This window comes from Streptomyces sp. NPDC017202 (genome assembly GCF_044331705.1).
In the GTDB taxonomy this organism is placed as follows: domain Bacteria; phylum Actinomycetota; class Actinomycetes; order Streptomycetales; family Streptomycetaceae; genus Streptomyces.
Window position 1 is genome coordinate 174,592 of sequence record NZ_JBIRNP010000009.1, and the last position, 16,321, is coordinate 190,912.

A 16,321-nucleotide genomic window follows, 5' to 3' on the forward strand; every position below is an offset into this window, starting at 1 on the left:
AACCGCCGGCCACCCCCGACACCGCGGCACCCGGGCCGGGGTGGTCCGGAACACCCCCGGCCGCGTCGCCTCCCCGCGGTCAGTAGGGTGGACGGAATGCGAGACCAGACGGTGGACCGGAAAGACCTGCGCGGCGACTGCGCGAACTGCTTCGGGCTGTGCTGCGTGGCCCTGCCCTTCGCCCGCTCCACGGACTTCGCGATCGACAAGGCCGCCGGCACCCCCTGCCCCAACCTGGGCGAGGACCACCGCTGCGGCATCCACGCCCGGCTGCGGCAGCAGGGCTTCAACGGCTGCACGGTCTACGACTGCTTCGGCGCCGGCCAGAAGGTCTCGCAGGTCACCTTCGGCGGCCGGGACTGGCGTACGGGGCCCCGCGGACACGCCCGCCGCATGGCCGAGGTCTTCCCCGTGGTCCGGCACCTGCACGAGCTGCTCCGGTACCTCACCGAGGCCCTCGCCCTCCCCGCGGCCGCCCCGCTCCACCCCGAGCTGCGCCGGGCCCTGGAACGCACGGAGGAACTGACCCTGGGCACCCCGGAGGAACTCGCCGCGCTGGACGTGCCCGCCCACCGCGAGAGCGTCAACGTCCTGCTCCTGCGCACCAGCGAACTGGCCCGCGCGGGCCTGCCCGGCCGCCGGAGGGAACACCGGGGAGCCGACCTGATGGGGGCCCGCCTCAGGGGCGCCGACCTGCGCGGCGCCAACCTGCGCGGTGCCCTGCTCGTCGCCGCCGACCTGCGTGGCGCCGACCTGCGCGGTGCCGACGTCATCGGGGCCGACCTGCGTGACGCCGACCTCACCGACGCCGACCTGACCGGCGCGCTCTTCCTGACCCAGCCGCAGCTCACGGCGGCCCGGGGGAGCGCCGGGACCAGGCTGCCGGGGTCAGTCGACCGGCCCGCGCACTGGACAGCGGGGCGCTGAGACGGGCTCCCGCGCGTTCGCTCCCCGCCCGCCCGTCGCCGTGGCCGCCGGCGCGCGCCGCTCCAGCCGGAGCCGCAGCCCCTGCGGCATCAGGGTCAGCCGCTCGGCCACCCGCAGCCGGTAGCCGGGGTCGGGCACCAGCTCGTAGCGGCGCAGCAGCAGACCGAGCACCAGCGTGGCCTCGTGCAGCGCGAACTGCCGGCCGATGCAGGCCCGCGCCCCGGTGCCGAACGGCTTGAAGGTGTGCGGGGCACGCGCGCGCACCGCCGCCGCCTCGAAGCGGTCCGGGTCGAACTCCTCGGCGTCGGCGCCCCACACCTCGGGGTCGCGGTGCAGCATCGCCGTCAGCACCAGCGCCCACGCGCCCCGCCGCATCGGATGCTCCCCGGCCAGCACGGTGTCCTCGCGGGCCTCCCGGGCGAACGCGGGCGCCGTGGGCCACAGCCGCAGCGACTCGTCGAGGACCCGGCGCACGTGGCGCAGCCTGGCCACCTGGTCGTACCCCGGCACCGGCGCGTCGCCCCACACCCGGTCCACCTCGGCGCGGGCGCGGGCGGCGACCTCCGGGTGCCGGGAGAGGTGGTGCAGGGCGAAGGAGAGCGCGCCCGAGGTGGTCTCGTGACCGGCGACCAGGAAGGTGACGACCTGCCGCCGCACGTTCTGCGCCGACAGCCGCTCCCCGGTCTGCGGATGGGCCGTCTCCAGCATCCGGTCGAGGAGGTCGCCGTCGCCGGCGGGCCCCGCCCGGCGGGCCCGCACCAACGCGTCGACCGTGCGGTCGAGGAAGGCGATGTCGGCCTCGTTGCGGCGGCCGGCCCGCCACAGCAGCCGGGGAGTGGGCACGGTGTTGAGCCGCTGCGCGTGGCTCAGCGTGCCGACCATCGCCGTCACGAAGGGGTGCGGCCGGGACCGTTCGAACGAGCCGAAGTCGTGCCCGAACCCGGTGCGCGCGATCGTCTCCAGCGTCAGCTTCGTCATGTCCGCCGGCACGTCCACGGCGTCCCCCGAGGCCGCCGCGCGGTCCCACTGAGCGGTCAGACGGTCCGCCACGTCCAGCATCATCGGGTGGTAGGCCGCCATGGCCTCCCGGCTGAACCCCGGCGCCAGCACGTCGTGCGCCAGCTGCCAGTTGGGCTCGTGGTTGTACGCCGTGAACAGGGCGTCGCCGACCACCGGACGCAGGTTGGCGACGCCGAGCCCCACGTGCTTGGCGAACCGGGCCTCGTCGGCCAGGTCGGCCGCGAGCCGGGCGCCCCAGACGAAGACGAACTCCCGGCCGAAGGCCCGCCGCCGGAAGATCGGCCCGAGCCGGCGCGCGTACTTCAGGGAGTCCTGCATCGGTGTCCGCCGGCTCGCGCCGAGCACGTCCCCGAGGAGCGGCAGCCGGTGGGGCGGGCGCGGGATGCGCCACAGTTCCGGCCACCCCAGCTCCGCACTGCGGAACCCCCTCGGCGGCGCGGCCCCGGCCCGCGGGCCCGGTCCCGTCCCGGACGTCGTCTCCGCCATGACGCGATCTCCCTTGACGCAGCGGCAGGTCGAGCGTGTTGTACATGGGTTCAACAGCGCGCCCAGTGTCGTCCCGCCGCTGAACAGACGTCAAGTAAGGTGCCGGCATGGCCGTCGACCAGGGGGAGCGCGCACGGCGCCGCCTCAGCACCGCGGAGCGCCGCGAGCAGCTTCTGTCGGTGGGCGCGCGCCTGTTCTCGGAGAGCCCGTACGACGAGGTGTGGATCGAGCAGGTCGCCGAGATCGCGGGGGTCTCGCGGGGGCTGCTCTACCACTACTTCCCGACCAAGCGGGACTTCTTCGCGGCGGTCGTCGAGCGGGAGAGCGAACGGATGCTGCGCATGACGGCGGCGGTCCCCGGTGTCCCCGTCCGCGAACAGCTCACCGCCGGCCTGGACACCTACCTGGAGTACGTCCGCGCCCACGCCCACGGCTACCGCGCCTTCCACCGGGCGGACGCGGCCGGCGACCGGGCCGTGCGCCGCGTCTACCGGCGGGCGCTGGCCGCCCAGGAGCGGCAGATCCTCGCGGCCCTCGCCGCCGACCCCGAGTTCGGCCCGCCGGCCGGGGAGCGCGCCGACGTGCGCCTCGCGGTGCGCGGCTGGCTGGCGTTCACCACGGCGGTGTGCCTGGAGTGGCTGCGCGGGGCCGACGACGCGCTGTCCCGTGAGCAGGTCCGCGAGTTGTGCGCGCGGGCGCTGCTCGGCGTCATCGGCCGCTGACGGGTGCCGCACGGGCCACGGGCCCCGGTTGGCGCACATCCCGATCTCCGATAAGTTAGGCAAGGCTTACCTAAGGAGGTCCTGAGATGGGTGACAGCGGCAACTGGACGGCCGTGCCCGGCGTGGCGGAACGGGCCCGGTCCGTGCTCGCCGCGGCGTGGTCCTGCGCGGTGACCGCGCAGGGCGGCCGCGAGGAGTTCGTCGGCGCGCACACCGTCGCCGACGACGGACGGGTGCTCCTCCGCGTGCCGCAGGACAGCGCGCTGCCGACGGCGGCGATCTGCGCGCCGCGCGGGGAACCGTCCGCCGTGCTGGAGTTCGCGGACGTCGCACCCGTCCCCGTCCGCGACCGTGTCCGCGCCCGGCTCTGGCTGGCCGGCCGGTTCGTCCCCGAGGACGGCCGGCTCGCCTTCCACGCCACCCGCGTCGTGCTGAAGGAGCCCTCCGGGGCGGTCGCCGTCGCCCTCGACGAATTCGCCGCCGCCGCGCCCGACCCGCTGGCGGCGGCCGAGGCCCGGCTGCTCACCCACCTCGCCGACGCCCACCCCGACGCCGTGGAACGCCTCACCCGGCTCGTCCGCGAGGAGAGCCTGCACGGAGCCGTCCGGGTCCAGCCGCTCGCCGTCGACCGCCACGGACTCACGCTGCGCATCGAACGCGCCCGCGCCCACGGCGACGTACGCCTGCCCTTCCACGCGCCGGCCGACGACGTCGGGCAGCTCACCGAGCGCATCCACGTCCTCCTCGGGCAGGCCGCCGCCGCGTCCTGCCCCCGCGCCCTGCAGCGGCAGCGCACGGACCGCGACGGGTGACGCGAACGGCTCGCCCGCGCGCCGCAGGACGCCGTCGCGGCCGTCCACGGGGAACACGGCGACCGTGCCCGAGCGCTGGTTCGCGGCGAACAGCAGGCCGCCGTCGGGGGAGAGGGCGAGCTGCCGGGGGAACTCCCCGCCGGACGGCACCGTGCCGAGCGGCCGCAGCCGCGCCCCGTCCGCCTCGACGGCGTAGCGCGCGATCGTGTCGTCGCCGCGGTTGGCGAGGAAGGCGTACCGGCCGTCCGGTGCGACGGCGAACTGCGCCGGGTGGTCGGTGCCCGCCTCCGCGCCCGTGGACTGCGCCCCGCCGATCGTCGGACGGCCGGACGACGGGTCGTGGGCGCAGACCGCGACCGTGTCGTCGACCTCGTCGGCCAGGTACGCGTACCGGCCGCCGGGGTGGAAGGTGAGGTGGCGCGGCCCGGCGCCCGGCCGGGTGCGGGCCCTGGCGACCCTCGTGCCGCGGCCGTGCCACCGCCGTGCCGTCGTCGGGCCCGGCCACCTGGCGCGGGCCTTTCCGGGCGCGTCCCCGTCGACCGGACGGCGTCGTCACCTGGAACGACGCGAGTCACCCCGCCGGTTCCGCCGCAGCCGGCCGGGAACCCGCAGCCGCCGGTGGATGCGCTCGCGCAGCCGGGACAGCCAGGGCAGCCGCCGGCCCTGTTCCCGTGTGGCGCGGTCCAGCTCCTCCAGGAGACGGTGCGAGCGGTGTTCGGTGTCGAGTTCGTCGATCATCCGGTTGACCTCGGTCAGCACCGCGCCGTGCAACTGCCACTGCCGGGCGTCGTGCTGGAGCTGTTCCAGCAGCAGCTGGGCGAGCTTGTCGCGGGTGGCCGCGGCCTGCCGCAGCTGCGAGGTGAGGCGCTCCTCGGCGGACTCCGCGTTCTCGCTGACGTGCGTGGTGACCAGTACCGCGAAGCTGACCACCGCGTCCGCGATCTCCGACAGCAGCCGTTCCAGGGTGGCGCCGGTCTCCGTCGGGAACAGGGTCCGCGGCTCGCGCTCCTTCGTGAGGTCCGTGAGGGTGCGGGCGAGCACCCTCAGGACGACCGTGCAGATCTCCAGCGTGTCCAGGCCGGTGCGCAGCACCACCCGGTGCAGCACGCCCTCCCGGACCCGGGGATTGAGCCGCAGGCTGTCCTCCGCCTGCCGCAGGGCGGCGTCCACCTCGACGATGTCGTGGTCCAGGCGGCGCGCCTCGTGCAGCCGGGCGGCGGCCTGCTCGGACGGCATGCGGCCGGTGGCCTCGTCGCCGATCCGCAGCATCAGCTGCCGCACCCGGCGGGCCAGGTCCTCGATGGACTCGCCCGCCTCCTCCACCCACACGGGGGGCGGCAGCAGCAGGTTGATGCTCAGTCCGACCACGGCCCCGATCAGGGTCTCCAGCACCCGCGCCCAGGCCGTGTCCCCGACCGTGGTCACGCCCAGCACCAGCATGGCGCTGATCGCCACCTCGGGCACGTACTCGTCGACCCGCACCAGATGGCCGACGGCCAGCGCGGCCACGATCAGCAGCCCGAGGCTCCACCAGGTCAGCCCCACGAGCAGGCTGAACGCGATGGCGACGAGCACGCCCGCCACCACCGCGTTGACGCGCCGCACACCGTTGGTGAGCGTGGCGTACAGGGTGACCTGGACGACCAGCAGGGCGGTCAGCGGCGCGGTGAGGGGGGCGGCCTCGGGGCTGAGGTGCAGCGCGATGACGTAGGCGATCGTCGCGGCTGCGGAGGACCGCAGAGCCTGGACGACCGCGGGTTCCCGGCGGCGCCGCACGAACCGTACGAGCGGTGCGGCACGCTCACGTACATCAAGCATCCCTTGGCCAGTTCCCGTTCCTCACCTGCCTCGAACGTTTCTTCCGTCACCCACTTCGAACGGCGGCGCGGAACCGAGTGGGCGGTCCGAGGGGCCGGCCCCGGGGCCGGCCCGGGAGGTCAGTCGAACAACTTGTCGAGGAAGGCGGTCAGGTTGCCGGCCGTCCGCGCGATCTGCTCCTCCAGGGTGAGGCTCTCCTCGAACCGGCCCCCCGACTCCGGGACCTTCTTCCCGCGCACGTAGAGCGAACAGGCCAGGTCGGTGCACATGTAGAGGCCCACGGAGTTGCCCTCGCGCCCCGCGGCGCCCGCCTTGCGCGCGGTCATCAGCGACACCCCGCCGCCGGGGTGGGTGGTCAGGCACAGCGAGCACATGCTGCGGTGCAGGAAGCCGCGCTGCGAGGCCGGGAACCGCAGGGTCACACCCATCGGGCGCCCGTCCCGTTCGGTCACCAGGTAGCTGCGGTCGGGAGCGCCGGGATCGCGCCATCCCAGGAAGTCCAGATCGGCCCAGGGCCGCGAGTCGAGATCCCGCGGCACCGCCAGCCGCTTGGCCTCCCCCTTGGAGCAGTTCACGAAGGAGTTGCGGATGTCGTGCTCGGTGAGTGTCCTCATCGGGGAGTCTCCTGAGTCGTGCGGCCCGCGGCGACCGGCGGATCGGGCCGCCGTTCCTTGGGGCTCTAGGTTTTGGCCTAAGTGTAGAGAGAATTGTCGAAAGGGAGCCAGTGAATTTCCATCAGGATGTTTCGCCGCGGACGCGGGCGGTCATGCACGCCCTCGCGGCGGCCGGGCTGCCGCCGCGGCACCTCGTCCACGTCGCGCCCTTCACCGGGGGCACCTACAACACCGTCGAGGAGCTCCGCCTCGCCGACGGCAGCCGCTATGTGCTGAAGACGGCGCCCGCCGGGCCCGGCCTGCGGCACGAGAACGCGCTGCTCGTCTCCGAGGCGGAGTTCTGCCGCGGCGCGGCCCTGGCCGGCGTACCGGCGCCGCGGGTCGTGGCCGTCGACGGGGCGTGGCTGCTGATGACCCTGTCCCCGGGAACCCCCTGGGACGACACGGTCACGCCGGCCGAACGCGGCGACCTGCGCGCGGAACTGGGCCGTCACGTGGCCCGGCTCCACACGGTGACCGGACCCGGGCACGGCTACCCGTCCGGCGCCCTCGGCCCGCTCGCCCCCGACTGGCGCTCGGCGTTCGCCGCGATGCTGGACGCCGTCCTCGACGACGCGCGCCGTTACCGCGTCCGGCTGCCCCGCCCCGCCGACGAGGTGGCCGCCGTGACCCGGAGCGCCTTCGACGCCCTCGACGAGGTGACCGTCCCGCGCCTGGTCCACTTCGACCTGTGGCAGGGCAACGTCCTGGTCGACCGCTCGACCGGCCGGGCGCGGATCGGCGGGCTCATCGACGGGGAGCGGATGTTCTGGGGCGACCCCCTCGCCGACTTCGTCTCCCTGGCGCTGCTCGGCGACATCCGCGAGGACGAGGCCTTCCTCGCCGGCTACCGCGAGGCGGGCGGGCGCGCCGAGTTCGACACCCCGGCCCGCCTGCGCCTGGCCCTCTACCGCTCCTACCTCTACCTGATCATGCTCACCGAAACCGTGCCGCGGGCGGTCGGCGAAGACCGTGTCCGATGGGTCCAGGAGGTGGTGGCCCCCGAACTGCTCGCGGCCCTGGAGGAGATCGAGAAGACGGCCGTCTCTTAGCTCACATCGTGAACTAAGGGGTGGACGAATGTCGCGCAGACCTCACCCGCACAGGTATGTTGCAGGTCGGGCAGGGTTCGAAGGGGGCCGACATGACGGGGCGCAGCGGGCGTACGGTACGCGATCTCAGGCGGGCCAACCGCACGGCCGTCCTGCAACGGCTCTACTTCGAGGGCCCCCTCAGCCGCTTCGAGCTGGGCCCGGCCACCGGCCTCAGCTCCGGTTCCGTCAGCAACGTCGTCGCCGACCTGGTCGCCGACGGGCTCGTGGAGGAGGCCGGCAGTGTCGACTCCGACGGCGGCCGGCCCCGCACCCTGCTGCGCGTGGCACCCGCCAGCGGCCACATGATCGGCGTGGACATCGGCGAGACCCGCGTGCGCGTCGAGCTCTTCGACCTCACCCTCACCGAACTCGCGCGCGCGGAAAGGCCGCTGGAACAACGGCGGTACGAGGTCGCGGGCATCGTCGGCCACGTCCGCGACGGCGTCGCCGAGGTGCTCGCCGCCGCGGACCTCGCCCCCGAACGGCTGCTCGGCGTCGGCATCGGTGTTCCCGGCATCGTCGAGCGCGGCCCCGAGCACGGCGCCGTCGTGCACGGTCAGACGATCGGCTGGGACGCCGTCCCGCTGGAGGAACTGCTGCGGGCCGGCTCCTCGCTCCCCGAGAGCGTCCCGTACTTCATCGACAACGGCGCCAAGACCCTCGGCCAGGCCGAGATGTGGTTCGGCGGCGGCCGCGGGGCCCGCAACGCCTGCGTCGTCCTGTTCGGCTCCGGCGTCGGCGCCTGCCTGGTCACCCCCGACGTGGAGAACGGCCGGGCCGTCGAGTGGGGGCACCTGACCGTGCGGGTGCGCGGCCGCCGCTGCCGTTGCGGGGCGCTCGGCTGCCTGGAGGCGTACGCGGGTGCCGAGGCACTCCTCGACCGCTGGCGCGAGGAGGGCGGCCGGCTCCCTCGGGGCGCCGACGAGGAGACCGCGCTCACCGCGATGCTCGCCGCCGCCTACCCGGCCGACGGCGCCGCACCCGACCCGGTCGCGCTCGCCGTGCTGGAGGAGACCGCCGAGTACCTGGGCGCCGGACTCTCCGACCTGATCAACCTCTTCCAGCCCGAGCGCATCCTCATCGGCGGCTGGGCCGGCCTCCAGCTCGGCACCCGCTTCCTGCCCGCCGTACGCCGCCACGCCACGGCGTACGCGCTGCGCCACCCGGCGGAGAAGGTCACCGTCGAACTGGGCCGGCTCGGGCCCGACGCGGTGACCGTGGGCGCCGCGATCCTGCCGCTCGCCGACTTCTTCTCCCGCGGCGGCCGGCGCCCCGAGCCCCTGCCGAGCGGTCCGGCGCCCGCCTGGCGCACCGCGCTGGAGGAACGCGCCCCGCACTGAGGTTTCGCCGGTCGTCCGGGAGGTACTCGCGTTCCGCTCCGTACGACACGATTCCGAAGGGAGGACGTCGTGGCCGATCATCGCCTCGAAGGACCCGGAGAGAACGGCACCCCCGTCCCGCGCGACCTGCCCGACCAGCAGGCCGACGGGGGCGAGGACCGCTGGGACATCACCCCCGTCCGGTCGGACGAGAACCCCGGGAAGAGCGACGACCCCCACGACGCCGCCCCCGACGCCGACGTCCCCGACACGGACGAGGCGGGCACCGGCCCGCAGGGCGCCCCCCGTCCGGCCACGGTCAACCCCGACCACCCCACCCCCGACGAGTCGCCCGGCTGAGGCGGGCGCCCCCGGCGGGAAACCCGCGACCTGCACCTGCCGTCCGGTCCCTTGCGGTGATCGTCCGCATGGCCGACCGGGCGGCTTTCGTCGTGGTGCCGGAGGACGGCACACCGGGGACGCGCGAGGCGCGGCTCGGCGAGGTGGGGCCAGACCCCGGCCTGCCGGCAGGTCCCGGCGTGGTCCCGCAGGCGGGGGAGACGGCAGCGCGGTGGCCCGGGCGGGCGGCCGGTCTCCGGGCGGACCGCCGGGACGGGCCGGCCTGCGCCGCCCCCCCGGCCCCTCCGGGCCGCTGGAGGCGCACGCGGGCCGGGGGCGTCGCCCGAGCCGCGGGAGCGGTCCGCCCGGCACGGGGCGCAGCGGCCGGGCGACGGCTCCTGGTCCGGCTGGACGCAGGCGGACCCGTACCCGAGGGGGAGAAGGGCGCGGTGGTGCGCCGTATCCGGTCCTGCCGCATCCGGTTCTGGCGACGACCGCCGTCCGGGCCGGCGGTCAGCCCACCTTGCGCCCCCGCAGCGGTTCCGTCGGCGCGCCCGCGCCGGCGCGGACCCCGTCCAGGAACTCCGCCAGGACCTCCGTCGCCGTACGCTGCGGGCGCCAGCCCAGTTCGACGCGTGCGCGGGTGCAGTCCATCAGCGGCAGCCGCAGGACCGCGTCGAACAGGTGCGGGGAGGCGGGCAGCAGCCGCAGCCCCCACGCGGCGGCGATCGCCGCGCGTGCCGCCGGCCGGGGCAGCCGTACGAGGCGGGCGTCGAACATCTCCGCGAGCAGCGCCGCGTCCAGGGGCGGATCGGCCGCGAGGTTGAACGGTCCGCCCACGTCCGTGCGCACGGCGAGCCGGTACGCCTCCGCGGCGTCCTCGGTGTGCAGGGCCTGCATCCGCAGCCCCGGCACGTCCGGCAGGAAGGGCAGCAGCTCGGGCCGCAGGAGCGGCCCCGGCAGGAACCGGCCGCCGAAGATCCGGCGCTGCTCGCTCGCGGCCTCCCGCTTGAACAGGAACGCCGGCCGCATCCGCGTCACCCGGATGCCCGGATGATCGCGTTCGAAGGTGTCCAGAGCCCGCTCCAGATACGCCTTCTCCCGGCAGTACGCGGCGTCCGGCCAGCCGTGCGTGGGCCACGACTCGCCCACCGCGCGTTCCTTCGGACCCGGTGAGTAGGCGCCCACCGACGAGGCGTGCACCAGCACCGGCACGTCCGCCGCAGCCACCGCCTCGAACACCCGCAGACCGCCCAGCACGTTGGTCCGCCACGTCACGGCGGGATCGTGCGTCGGCTGGAACGCCCACGCCAGGTGCACCACCGCGTCCGCACCCTCGAACACCTCGGTGAGACCGGTCTCCTCGGCCCCCAGATCGACCGTCGACCACTGCGTGCCGGGCGGCCTCCGGCCCGGCAGCCGCCGGGCCAGCCCCACCACCGACTCCACCTCGGGATCCTCCGCCAGCAGCCGCACCACACTCGTGCCGACATTGCCGGTCGCCCCGGTGACCACGACCCTCTTGCCCGATCCGCTGCCCACCTTCGACTCCTCTCGCCGCCGTCGGCCGAGCGCGACGAGTACCCCGGTTCCGCACGCGGCACGCGGCACGCGGACGACCGGACCGGATGGACACCGCCCTCTCCCCTCCGTCGCGGCAGGCCGGTACGGGGCCGGTGCCGGGGGACAGGGGCGGGCAGCGAAGAGCCCCGACCGTGACGGGGGAATCACGGCCGGGGCGGTCTGGGTGTGGGCGCGGACGGCGGTCGCCTCTCGGCGAAAGGCTCCACAGGGCTTCAGCCGAACGATCTTCCCTGTGGGCGAAAGGTGAGGCCCGGGGACACTGTTCCGTCCGCACCCACGGTCTGTTCAACGGCGAACCGGCGACAGGTGTTCCCGGCCCCGCCGCCCCCTCCGGTGACGTCGGTCACCGGCTCCGGTCCGCCTCCCGGGGGGCCGGGAGGATCTCGGCCCGGAGGTTCTCCGCCTGGAGCAGCAGCGCCCCCAGCACCGCCGTGTGCGCCGCGCCCCGCGTGGCGTGGTCGCGCAGACTGTCCTGCAGGCGGAGCCACAGTTCGTCCGGTTCGTCCAGCTCGTCCGGCGCCGCCGCTTCGGCCGGTTCCGCCGCCCTCACCGTGCTGTCCGCCCCGGCGGTCGCGGCCCGCTCCGCCGCGGCCCGGCAGGCGTCGCCGAGCAGCTCCAGCAGCCGGGCGTACGTCCGCAGGGCCGCCGTCTCCGGCGGGGCGGGGGCACGTTCGCCGTCGGCCGCCACCGCCAGCGTGCGGGTGAGGGCCACGACGTGGTCGGTGACCCGGCCCCAGCGGGCGTCCTCGGTCTCCGGCGGCACGCCCGGGGGGAGCCGGTGCAGCGCGCGCAGCGGCCCGGAGGTCAGCCGCAGGCTCTCCCGGCTCCAGCCGCGCGCCGACCGCAGCCCCTCGCGCCGCCGTTCCAGACGGGCGGACGCCCGTGACCACTCGGCGGCCGTCCCCGTGTCCCACTCGCCCTCCCGCAGCCCGGCCGCGACCGCGTCCAGCACTCCGCCGGCCTCCCGGGCCAGCGCGACCAGGTTCTCCCGCACGTCCCGCAGGTGCACCGGCGGCAGCACCAGCGCGTTGACGGCGATCCCGATCACCGCGCCGAGCGCCGCCTGCCCCACCCGGTGCCCGACCGCCGACGCCGACACCGCCCCGGAGGCGAGCGTGAACACCGCCGTGGTGGCCGCGTAGACGCCCTGGTCGCCGAACCTGGGCCAGTTGGCCAGCAGCATCAGCACCGGCAGCGACAGGGTGAGCGCGCCCAGGGTGTCCGCGGTGACGGCCTGTGCCGCCGAGGCGAACAGCGTGCCCGCGCAGATCGCCGTCCACTGCTGGGCGGCCTGTCGCAGCGAGCCGTACACCGTGGCCTGCACCAGGACCAGCGCCGCCCAAGGCGCCATCAGGGCCATCGGGTCGCCCAGCCAGCCGCTCGCCACCAGCCAGGCCAGCAGGGCCGCCCCCGCCGCCTTCAGCGACTGGACGACCAGGTCCCGTTCCCGGCCGGGCCCGCCGCAGGCCGCCCGCGCGGCCCGGCCGACGCCGGCCGCCTCCCGTCGTACCGCCTCCGTCAGGCGCCGCCCCCAGGGCACCTCCGCCCTCCCTGTTCCGCCGCGGATGCTCATGCCAGCGGGCTGTCCTCCAGGGCCGCCAGCAGGTGGGCCGGACCGTCGTAGACCGCCTGGGCGCCCGCCTCCTCCAGGTCGGAGCGCGGGATGCCGCCGCACAGCACGCCGACGCAGCGGACCCCGGCCCGGCGGCCCGCCCGCATGTCCCACACGGTGTCGCCGACGAACACGGCCCGCTCGGCCGGCACTCCGGCCAGCTCCAGGGCGTGCTCGACGGGTTCGGGCGCGGGTTTGCCCTCCTCGACGTCGTCGGCGCTCGCCGTGGCGGTGATCGCCTCGTCGGCGTCGAGGGCCCGCCGCAGCGCCGCCAGCTCCGTACCGCTCGCCGAGGTGGCGAGCACCACCTTCCAGCCGTCCCCGTGCAGCCGCCTCAGCAGCGCCCCGGCGTCCCGCAGCGCGGGCAGCCGGTCGACGTACTGGCCGTACAGGGCCGTGTGGGCGGCGCTCAGTCCGGCGTCCCGGTCCTCGTCGCGGTCCTCGCCCAGCACGTGGGCGATCAGGTCGGTGGACCCGAGCCCGATCGCCCGGTGCAGGGCGTGCATGGGCACCCGGTGGCCCGCCTGGCGGAAGGCCTCCCACCAGGTCACGACGTGCAGGTGGTTGGTGTCGACGAGGGTGCCGTCGACATCGAAGACGGCGGCGCGTTCCATCCGGGGTTCCTTTCGTCGTACGGGGCTTCACCCGCGCGGGGGGCGGTTCCGCCTCCTCGCGCGGCCCGTACCGGGTACCACGTCAGCTGCCCGCCACGCCCGCCGCCCCCCGGGGTGTCGCCGAGGCGGCGGTGCCGGACCGACGGCGCCCGACCCGCTCGACGAGAAGACCGAGGACGCGGGGACGGGGGACGGGGGGCGGGGAGACGGGGTGAGGGGACGCGGGTGAAATTGGATGATTCATGCCGTTCCATCACGATTTACGCTCTATGACATGACCGAAAGCGCGAGCCCTTACATCTCCCAACCGCGGATCACGGTGCTCGGGGTACAACCGTGCGAGTCGCCGTTCCGCATCGTGGAAATCGACGGAGAGATGGTCGGTGAGGCCAGGGCCGTCACCGACGTCCTCGAGACGGCCGCCTTGCACGGCATCGTCGTCCACGACCTCGACGACCCGGACGTGGTGCGCTGGGTGGGCGGGGACCGGTACACCTGGAAACCCCGGTACCGTTCCCGGCACCGCTGAGGACGTTCCGGCCGCCCGCCTCCTCACCCCGCGTCGTCACCCCTGCTCCGGCACCCCGCGTCGTCGCACCCGGCGCTCCCGCGCGTGCACGGCCCGGCTCATCCGCCGGCCCAGCAGCAGGTACCCGATGAGCGCGCCCGTCGTGTTGAGGATGACGTCGTCGACGTCGAAGGCGCGCCCGGTCACCAGCGCGCCCTGGGCGAACTCCACCAGCAGCATCACGCTCGCGGTCAGCAGCAGGACCCGTACCAGTCCGCGCGCCCGGGGCGCGACGACCGGCACCAGGACGCCGAATGGCACGCCGAGCAGCAGGTTCCCGCCGATCTGCTTCACCGCGTCGCGCAGCTCGGGCTGGTCCAGGTACGCCCTCAGCGACTGGCCGGGCCGCAGGTTCGAGTGCACGAGCGCCTCGGAGGCGGGCGACGGCTCCAGGGTGAGCCGGGCCAGCACGACGGCGAACCCCACCATGAACACGAAGGCGATCAGCATCGCCAGCAGCCGCAGGGGGAGCGGCAGCGGCCGGCGCCCGCCCTGCTCGGCGCTGCCGGACTTCGCCCGCTCGGCCGGCCTCGTCCTCCTGCCGCCCTCGGCAGGCGCGGTCCGTGCGGGCGGCTCGGGCTTCGTCGGCGGTTCGGGTTTCGCGGTGCGCAGGCGAAACGCGGTACGCGCGCGCAACGCGGCGGCACGCGGACGTAGGGCTGCACGGTCCATGCGGTCCTCCAGTCTTCAACTTCCCTGCGTGGTAGGGCTGTTACCCCCGAACGTCCGGAGGATGCGAGGGCTCCCGGCCGGGAGCCCCGCCCCCGCTGCCCCCGCCGCTTCCGCTCGCGCGCTCCGCGCCGCGCTCGCCCTGCCCGGTCCTCGCGGCGTCGGCTTCCACCCCCGCGCGACCGTCCGCCTCAGGCCGGCCGGGCCAGGTCGCCCCGGGGCCGGGCGGCGGATCGGGTCACGCGCCGTGGGTCACGTGCCGTAGGTCACGCGCACCTCCTCGAAGCCGAGGGAGCGCAGCAGGCCCTGGAGCATGGCGGTGGTGTTGGTCTCGGCGCGCGCGGTCAGCTCGCTGTCCTTCGCCGCGTCGCCGATGTGCCGGACCGCGAGCTTCTGCACGGCCTGCTCGCCGTTGGGGTTGTCCGAGAAGAGGTCGCCGAGCCGGTCCAGGAGGCCGCGCTGCTTGGAGACGGCGTAGGAGCGCTCGGGGTCGAGGGCCGGTGTGCCGAGCCGTGCGTGCGGCAGCCGGAGGGCGGCCGACGTACGGTCGCCGTCGACCGTCACGTCCTTGTCGGCCACCTTGCCGAGGTCGACGTAGGCGTCCACGGTGCCCGCCCCGACGTACAGGGTCCTGGTGCCGCGGAGCGCGTCGGGGAGGTACTTGGCGTCCTTCTCCAGGTCGACGACGACCTGGAAGTTTCCGGAGGCGGCCTCGTAGCGGCTCATGTCCTGGATGGACCTGAGCAGCGCGGGCCCCGAACGGTCGTGGGTCTCGGTCCCGAAGACGTCGCGCAGTCCCGGCAGCAGGCTGAACCGGATCCCCGCGAACATCACGACGAGCACGAGCACGACGGCGGTGAGCACCTTGGCCCAGCCGGGCATCCGCCTGGGGAGGCGCTTGATGGAAGTCGTCATGTCGGCGCTCCCTCCTTCCTGCATCACCTGATGCCCGTCAAACGACGTGACAGGCCGCCCTGTTGAGCAGCTGTGACACGGGCGTCCGGCACGGTTCCGGACGGGGGGAGCGGTCCGGACGGCCGACCGGTGAGGGTGACGGGGAGGGCGACATCGGCCAGCATGGGAGATCCCGCCGGACCCGGTTCATCCGAGGAGCCTCAGTGCGTGACATCTCCGTGTTCAGCGGCAGTGCCCACCCCGAGCTGGCCGCCGAGGTCTGCGCCCACCTCGGCGTGCCCCTCAGCCCGTCGCGGCTCAGCAGGTTCGCCAACGACTGCCTGGAGGTCCAGCTCCGGGCGAACTGCCGCGAACGCGACGTCTTCCTCGTGCAGCCCCTGGTCCGGCCCGTGCAGGAGCACCTGGTGGAACTGCTGCTGATGTGCGACGCGGCCCGCGGCGCGTCCGCGGGCCGGATCACCGTCGTCATGCCGCACTACTCCTACGCCCGCTCCGACAAGAAGGACGCGCCCCGCATCTCCCTGGGCGGACGGCTGGTCGCCGACCTGATGACGGCGGCGGGAGTGCACCGCGTCCTCACCATGACGCTGCACTCCCCCCAGGTGCACGGCTTCTTCTCGGTCCCCGTCGACCACCTGCACGCCCGCCGGGAACTCGCCGCCCACTTCCGCCGCCACGACCTCACCCGGACGACCGTCGTCTCGCCCGACCTCGGCAACGCCAAGGAGGCCGCCGCGTTCGCCCGGATGCTCGGCGCTCAGGTGGCGGCCGGCGCCAAACAGCGGTACGCCGACGACCGGGTCAGCATCAACACGGTGATCGGCGAGGTCGCCGGCCGGGACGTGATCGTGCTGGACGACGAGATCGCCAAGGGCAGCACCGTCCTCGAACTCCTGGACCGGCTCAGGGAGTCGGGGCCCCGGTCGATCCGGGTGGCCTGCACGCACGGACTCTTCGCGGGCGGTGCCCTCAAACGGCTCAGCGAGCAGCCGGACGTGCTGGAGATCGTGTGCACCAACACCGTGCCCGTGGCGGCGGAGGAACACACGGACAAGCTGCGCGTGCTGTCCATCGCCCCGGCCCTCGCCGAGGCCGTACGGCGCATTCACAACGGTGAGTCGGTCAGCGCCCTCTTCGACGCGGACCGTACCGAGTAGACCGCGGGCGGG

General features: G+C 74.8%; 16 protein-coding genes and 1 pseudogene. 8 read left to right on the plus strand and 9 right to left on the minus strand.

Annotated features, from left to right (window positions below; all coding sequences use genetic code 11):
- Positions 1 to 96: 96 nt before the first annotated feature.
- Positions 97 to 927, plus strand: a complete 831-nt coding sequence (locus ACH4N1_RS19625) for a pentapeptide repeat-containing protein (protein WP_398098616.1) — start codon at positions 97 to 99, stop codon at positions 925 to 927.
- Here ACH4N1_RS19625 and ACH4N1_RS19630 read toward each other — a convergent pair.
- Positions 889 to 2,433, minus strand: a complete 1,545-nt coding sequence (locus tag ACH4N1_RS19630) for a cytochrome P450 (RefSeq protein ID WP_398098618.1) — start codon at positions 2,431 to 2,433, stop codon at positions 889 to 891. The genes ACH4N1_RS19625 and ACH4N1_RS19630 overlap by 39 nt on opposite strands.
- Before the next feature lie 107 nt (positions 2,434 to 2,540).
- Here ACH4N1_RS19630 and ACH4N1_RS19635 point away from each other — a divergent pair, with 107 nt between their 5' ends.
- Together ACH4N1_RS19635 and ACH4N1_RS19640 are read left to right on the plus strand one after the other, a co-directional pair.
- Positions 2,541 to 3,155, plus strand: a complete 615-nt coding sequence (locus ACH4N1_RS19635) for a TetR/AcrR family transcriptional regulator (protein ID WP_398098619.1) — start codon at positions 2,541 to 2,543, stop codon at positions 3,153 to 3,155.
- A gap of 86 nt (positions 3,156 to 3,241) precedes the next feature.
- The gene (locus ACH4N1_RS19640) at positions 3,242 to 3,967 is read left to right on the plus strand and encodes a DUF2470 domain-containing protein (protein ID WP_398098620.1); all 726 of its coding nucleotides are present in this window, start codon (positions 3,242 to 3,244) and stop codon (positions 3,965 to 3,967) included.
- Here ACH4N1_RS19640 and ACH4N1_RS19645 read toward each other — a convergent pair.
- The 3 genes and pseudogenes from ACH4N1_RS19645 to ACH4N1_RS19655 form a co-directional block, all read right to left on the minus strand.
- A pseudogene (locus tag ACH4N1_RS19645) lies at positions 3,938 to 4,438 on the minus strand (lactonase family protein); the annotation flags it as partial. The gene ACH4N1_RS19640 and the pseudogene ACH4N1_RS19645 overlap by 30 nt on opposite strands.
- A gap of 81 nt (positions 4,439 to 4,519) precedes the next feature.
- Positions 4,520 to 5,785: an aromatic acid exporter family protein gene (locus ACH4N1_RS19650; RefSeq protein ID WP_398098622.1), complete on the minus strand. Its 1,266-nt coding sequence runs from the start codon at positions 5,783 to 5,785 to the stop codon at positions 4,520 to 4,522.
- Positions 5,786 to 5,904: 119 nt separating this feature from the next.
- Complete coding sequence (locus ACH4N1_RS19655; RefSeq protein ID WP_398098624.1) at positions 5,905 to 6,399, minus strand: FBP domain-containing protein; 495 nt, start codon at positions 6,397 to 6,399, stop codon at positions 5,905 to 5,907.
- Between the two features lie 152 nt (positions 6,400 to 6,551).
- Here ACH4N1_RS19655 and ACH4N1_RS19660 point away from each other — a divergent pair, with 152 nt between their 5' ends.
- From ACH4N1_RS19660 to ACH4N1_RS19670, 3 genes are all read left to right on the plus strand, one after another.
- Complete coding sequence (locus ACH4N1_RS19660; RefSeq protein WP_398098626.1) at positions 6,552 to 7,490, plus strand: phosphotransferase family protein; 939 nt, start codon at positions 6,552 to 6,554, stop codon at positions 7,488 to 7,490.
- Positions 7,491 to 7,582: 92 nt separating this feature from the next.
- Positions 7,583 to 8,872 (plus strand): ROK family protein, encoded by a 1,290-nt coding sequence (locus ACH4N1_RS19665; protein WP_398098628.1) that lies wholly within the window; start codon positions 7,583 to 7,585, stop codon positions 8,870 to 8,872.
- A 69-nt stretch (positions 8,873 to 8,941) separates the two neighbouring features.
- Positions 8,942 to 9,211 carry a hypothetical protein gene (locus ACH4N1_RS19670; RefSeq protein WP_398098629.1) on the plus strand — a complete coding sequence of 90 codons (270 nt, stop codon included), beginning with the start codon at positions 8,942 to 8,944 and terminating at the stop codon, positions 9,209 to 9,211.
- A 492-nt stretch (positions 9,212 to 9,703) separates the two neighbouring features.
- Here the strand turns inward: ACH4N1_RS19670 and ACH4N1_RS19675 are convergent, their stop codons facing one another.
- The 3 genes from ACH4N1_RS19675 to ACH4N1_RS19685 form a co-directional block, all read right to left on the minus strand.
- Positions 9,704 to 10,732 (minus strand): SDR family oxidoreductase, encoded by a 1,029-nt coding sequence (locus ACH4N1_RS19675; RefSeq protein WP_398098631.1) that lies wholly within the window; start codon positions 10,730 to 10,732, stop codon positions 9,704 to 9,706.
- 385 nt (positions 10,733 to 11,117) lie between these two features.
- Positions 11,118 to 12,347 (minus strand): aromatic acid exporter family protein, encoded by a 1,230-nt coding sequence (locus ACH4N1_RS19680; protein ID WP_398098632.1) that lies wholly within the window; start codon positions 12,345 to 12,347, stop codon positions 11,118 to 11,120.
- Complete coding sequence (locus tag ACH4N1_RS19685) at positions 12,344 to 13,000, minus strand: HAD family hydrolase (RefSeq protein WP_398098633.1); 657 nt, start codon at positions 12,998 to 13,000, stop codon at positions 12,344 to 12,346. The genes ACH4N1_RS19680 and ACH4N1_RS19685 overlap by 4 nt, the downstream gene beginning before the upstream one ends.
- A 274-nt stretch (positions 13,001 to 13,274) precedes the next feature.
- On the opposite strand from ACH4N1_RS19685, the gene ACH4N1_RS19690 reads away from it, so the two are divergent.
- On the plus strand, positions 13,275 to 13,529 hold the full coding sequence (locus ACH4N1_RS19690) for a hypothetical protein (protein ID WP_398098635.1): 255 nt from the start codon (positions 13,275 to 13,277) through the stop codon (positions 13,527 to 13,529).
- Between the two features lie 36 nt (positions 13,530 to 13,565).
- Here the strand turns inward: ACH4N1_RS19690 and ACH4N1_RS19695 are convergent, their stop codons facing one another.
- Together ACH4N1_RS19695 and ACH4N1_RS19700 are read right to left on the minus strand one after the other, a co-directional pair.
- The gene (locus tag ACH4N1_RS19695) at positions 13,566 to 14,240 is read right to left on the minus strand and encodes a VanZ family protein (RefSeq protein WP_398098636.1); all 675 of its coding nucleotides are present in this window, start codon (positions 14,238 to 14,240) and stop codon (positions 13,566 to 13,568) included.
- Positions 14,241 to 14,489: 249 nt separating this feature from the next.
- Positions 14,490 to 15,152: a DUF4230 domain-containing protein gene (locus tag ACH4N1_RS19700; protein ID WP_398098638.1), complete on the minus strand. Its 663-nt coding sequence runs from the start codon at positions 15,150 to 15,152 to the stop codon at positions 14,490 to 14,492.
- A gap of 203 nt (positions 15,153 to 15,355) precedes the next feature.
- Between ACH4N1_RS19700 and ACH4N1_RS19705 the strand changes: the two genes are divergently transcribed.
- Entirely contained in the window at positions 15,356 to 16,309 is a 954-nt protein-coding gene (locus tag ACH4N1_RS19705; protein ID WP_398098639.1) for a ribose-phosphate diphosphokinase, read from the plus strand.
- The last annotated feature ends 12 nt before the right edge of the window (positions 16,310 to 16,321 follow it).

What these genes read in the sequence shown, in the direction of transcription:
- ACH4N1_RS19650 (WP_398098622.1), bottom strand. Translation starts at nt 5,785, where the DNA reads ATGCTTGATGTACGTGAGCGTGCCGCACCGCTCGTACGGTTCGTGCGG.
- ACH4N1_RS19685 (WP_398098633.1), bottom strand. Translation starts at nt 13,000, where the DNA reads ATGGAACGCGCCGCCGTCTTCGATGTCGACGGCACCCTCGTCGACACC.
- ACH4N1_RS19690 (WP_398098635.1), top strand. Translation starts at nt 13,275, where the DNA reads ATGACCGAAAGCGCGAGCCCTTACATCTCCCAACCGCGGATCACGGTG.
- ACH4N1_RS19630 (WP_398098618.1), bottom strand. Translation starts at nt 2,433, where the DNA reads ATGGCGGAGACGACGTCCGGGACGGGACCGGGCCCGCGGGCCGGGGCC.
- ACH4N1_RS19700 (WP_398098638.1), bottom strand. Translation starts at nt 15,152, where the DNA reads ATGACGACTTCCATCAAGCGCCTCCCCAGGCGGATGCCCGGCTGGGCC.
- ACH4N1_RS19640 (WP_398098620.1), top strand. Translation starts at nt 3,242, where the DNA reads ATGGGTGACAGCGGCAACTGGACGGCCGTGCCCGGCGTGGCGGAACGG.
- ACH4N1_RS19665 (WP_398098628.1), top strand. Translation starts at nt 7,583, where the DNA reads ATGACGGGGCGCAGCGGGCGTACGGTACGCGATCTCAGGCGGGCCAAC.
- ACH4N1_RS19660 (WP_398098626.1), top strand. Translation starts at nt 6,552, where the DNA reads ATGCACGCCCTCGCGGCGGCCGGGCTGCCGCCGCGGCACCTCGTCCAC.
- ACH4N1_RS19625 (WP_398098616.1), top strand. Translation starts at nt 97, where the DNA reads ATGCGAGACCAGACGGTGGACCGGAAAGACCTGCGCGGCGACTGCGCG.
- ACH4N1_RS19680 (WP_398098632.1), bottom strand. Translation starts at nt 12,347, where the DNA reads ATGAGCATCCGCGGCGGAACAGGGAGGGCGGAGGTGCCCTGGGGGCGG.
- ACH4N1_RS19695 (WP_398098636.1), bottom strand. Translation starts at nt 14,240, where the DNA reads ATGGACCGTGCAGCCCTACGTCCGCGTGCCGCCGCGTTGCGCGCGCGT.
- ACH4N1_RS19655 (WP_398098624.1), bottom strand. Translation starts at nt 6,399, where the DNA reads ATGAGGACACTCACCGAGCACGACATCCGCAACTCCTTCGTGAACTGC.
- ACH4N1_RS19635 (WP_398098619.1), top strand. Translation starts at nt 2,541, where the DNA reads ATGGCCGTCGACCAGGGGGAGCGCGCACGGCGCCGCCTCAGCACCGCG.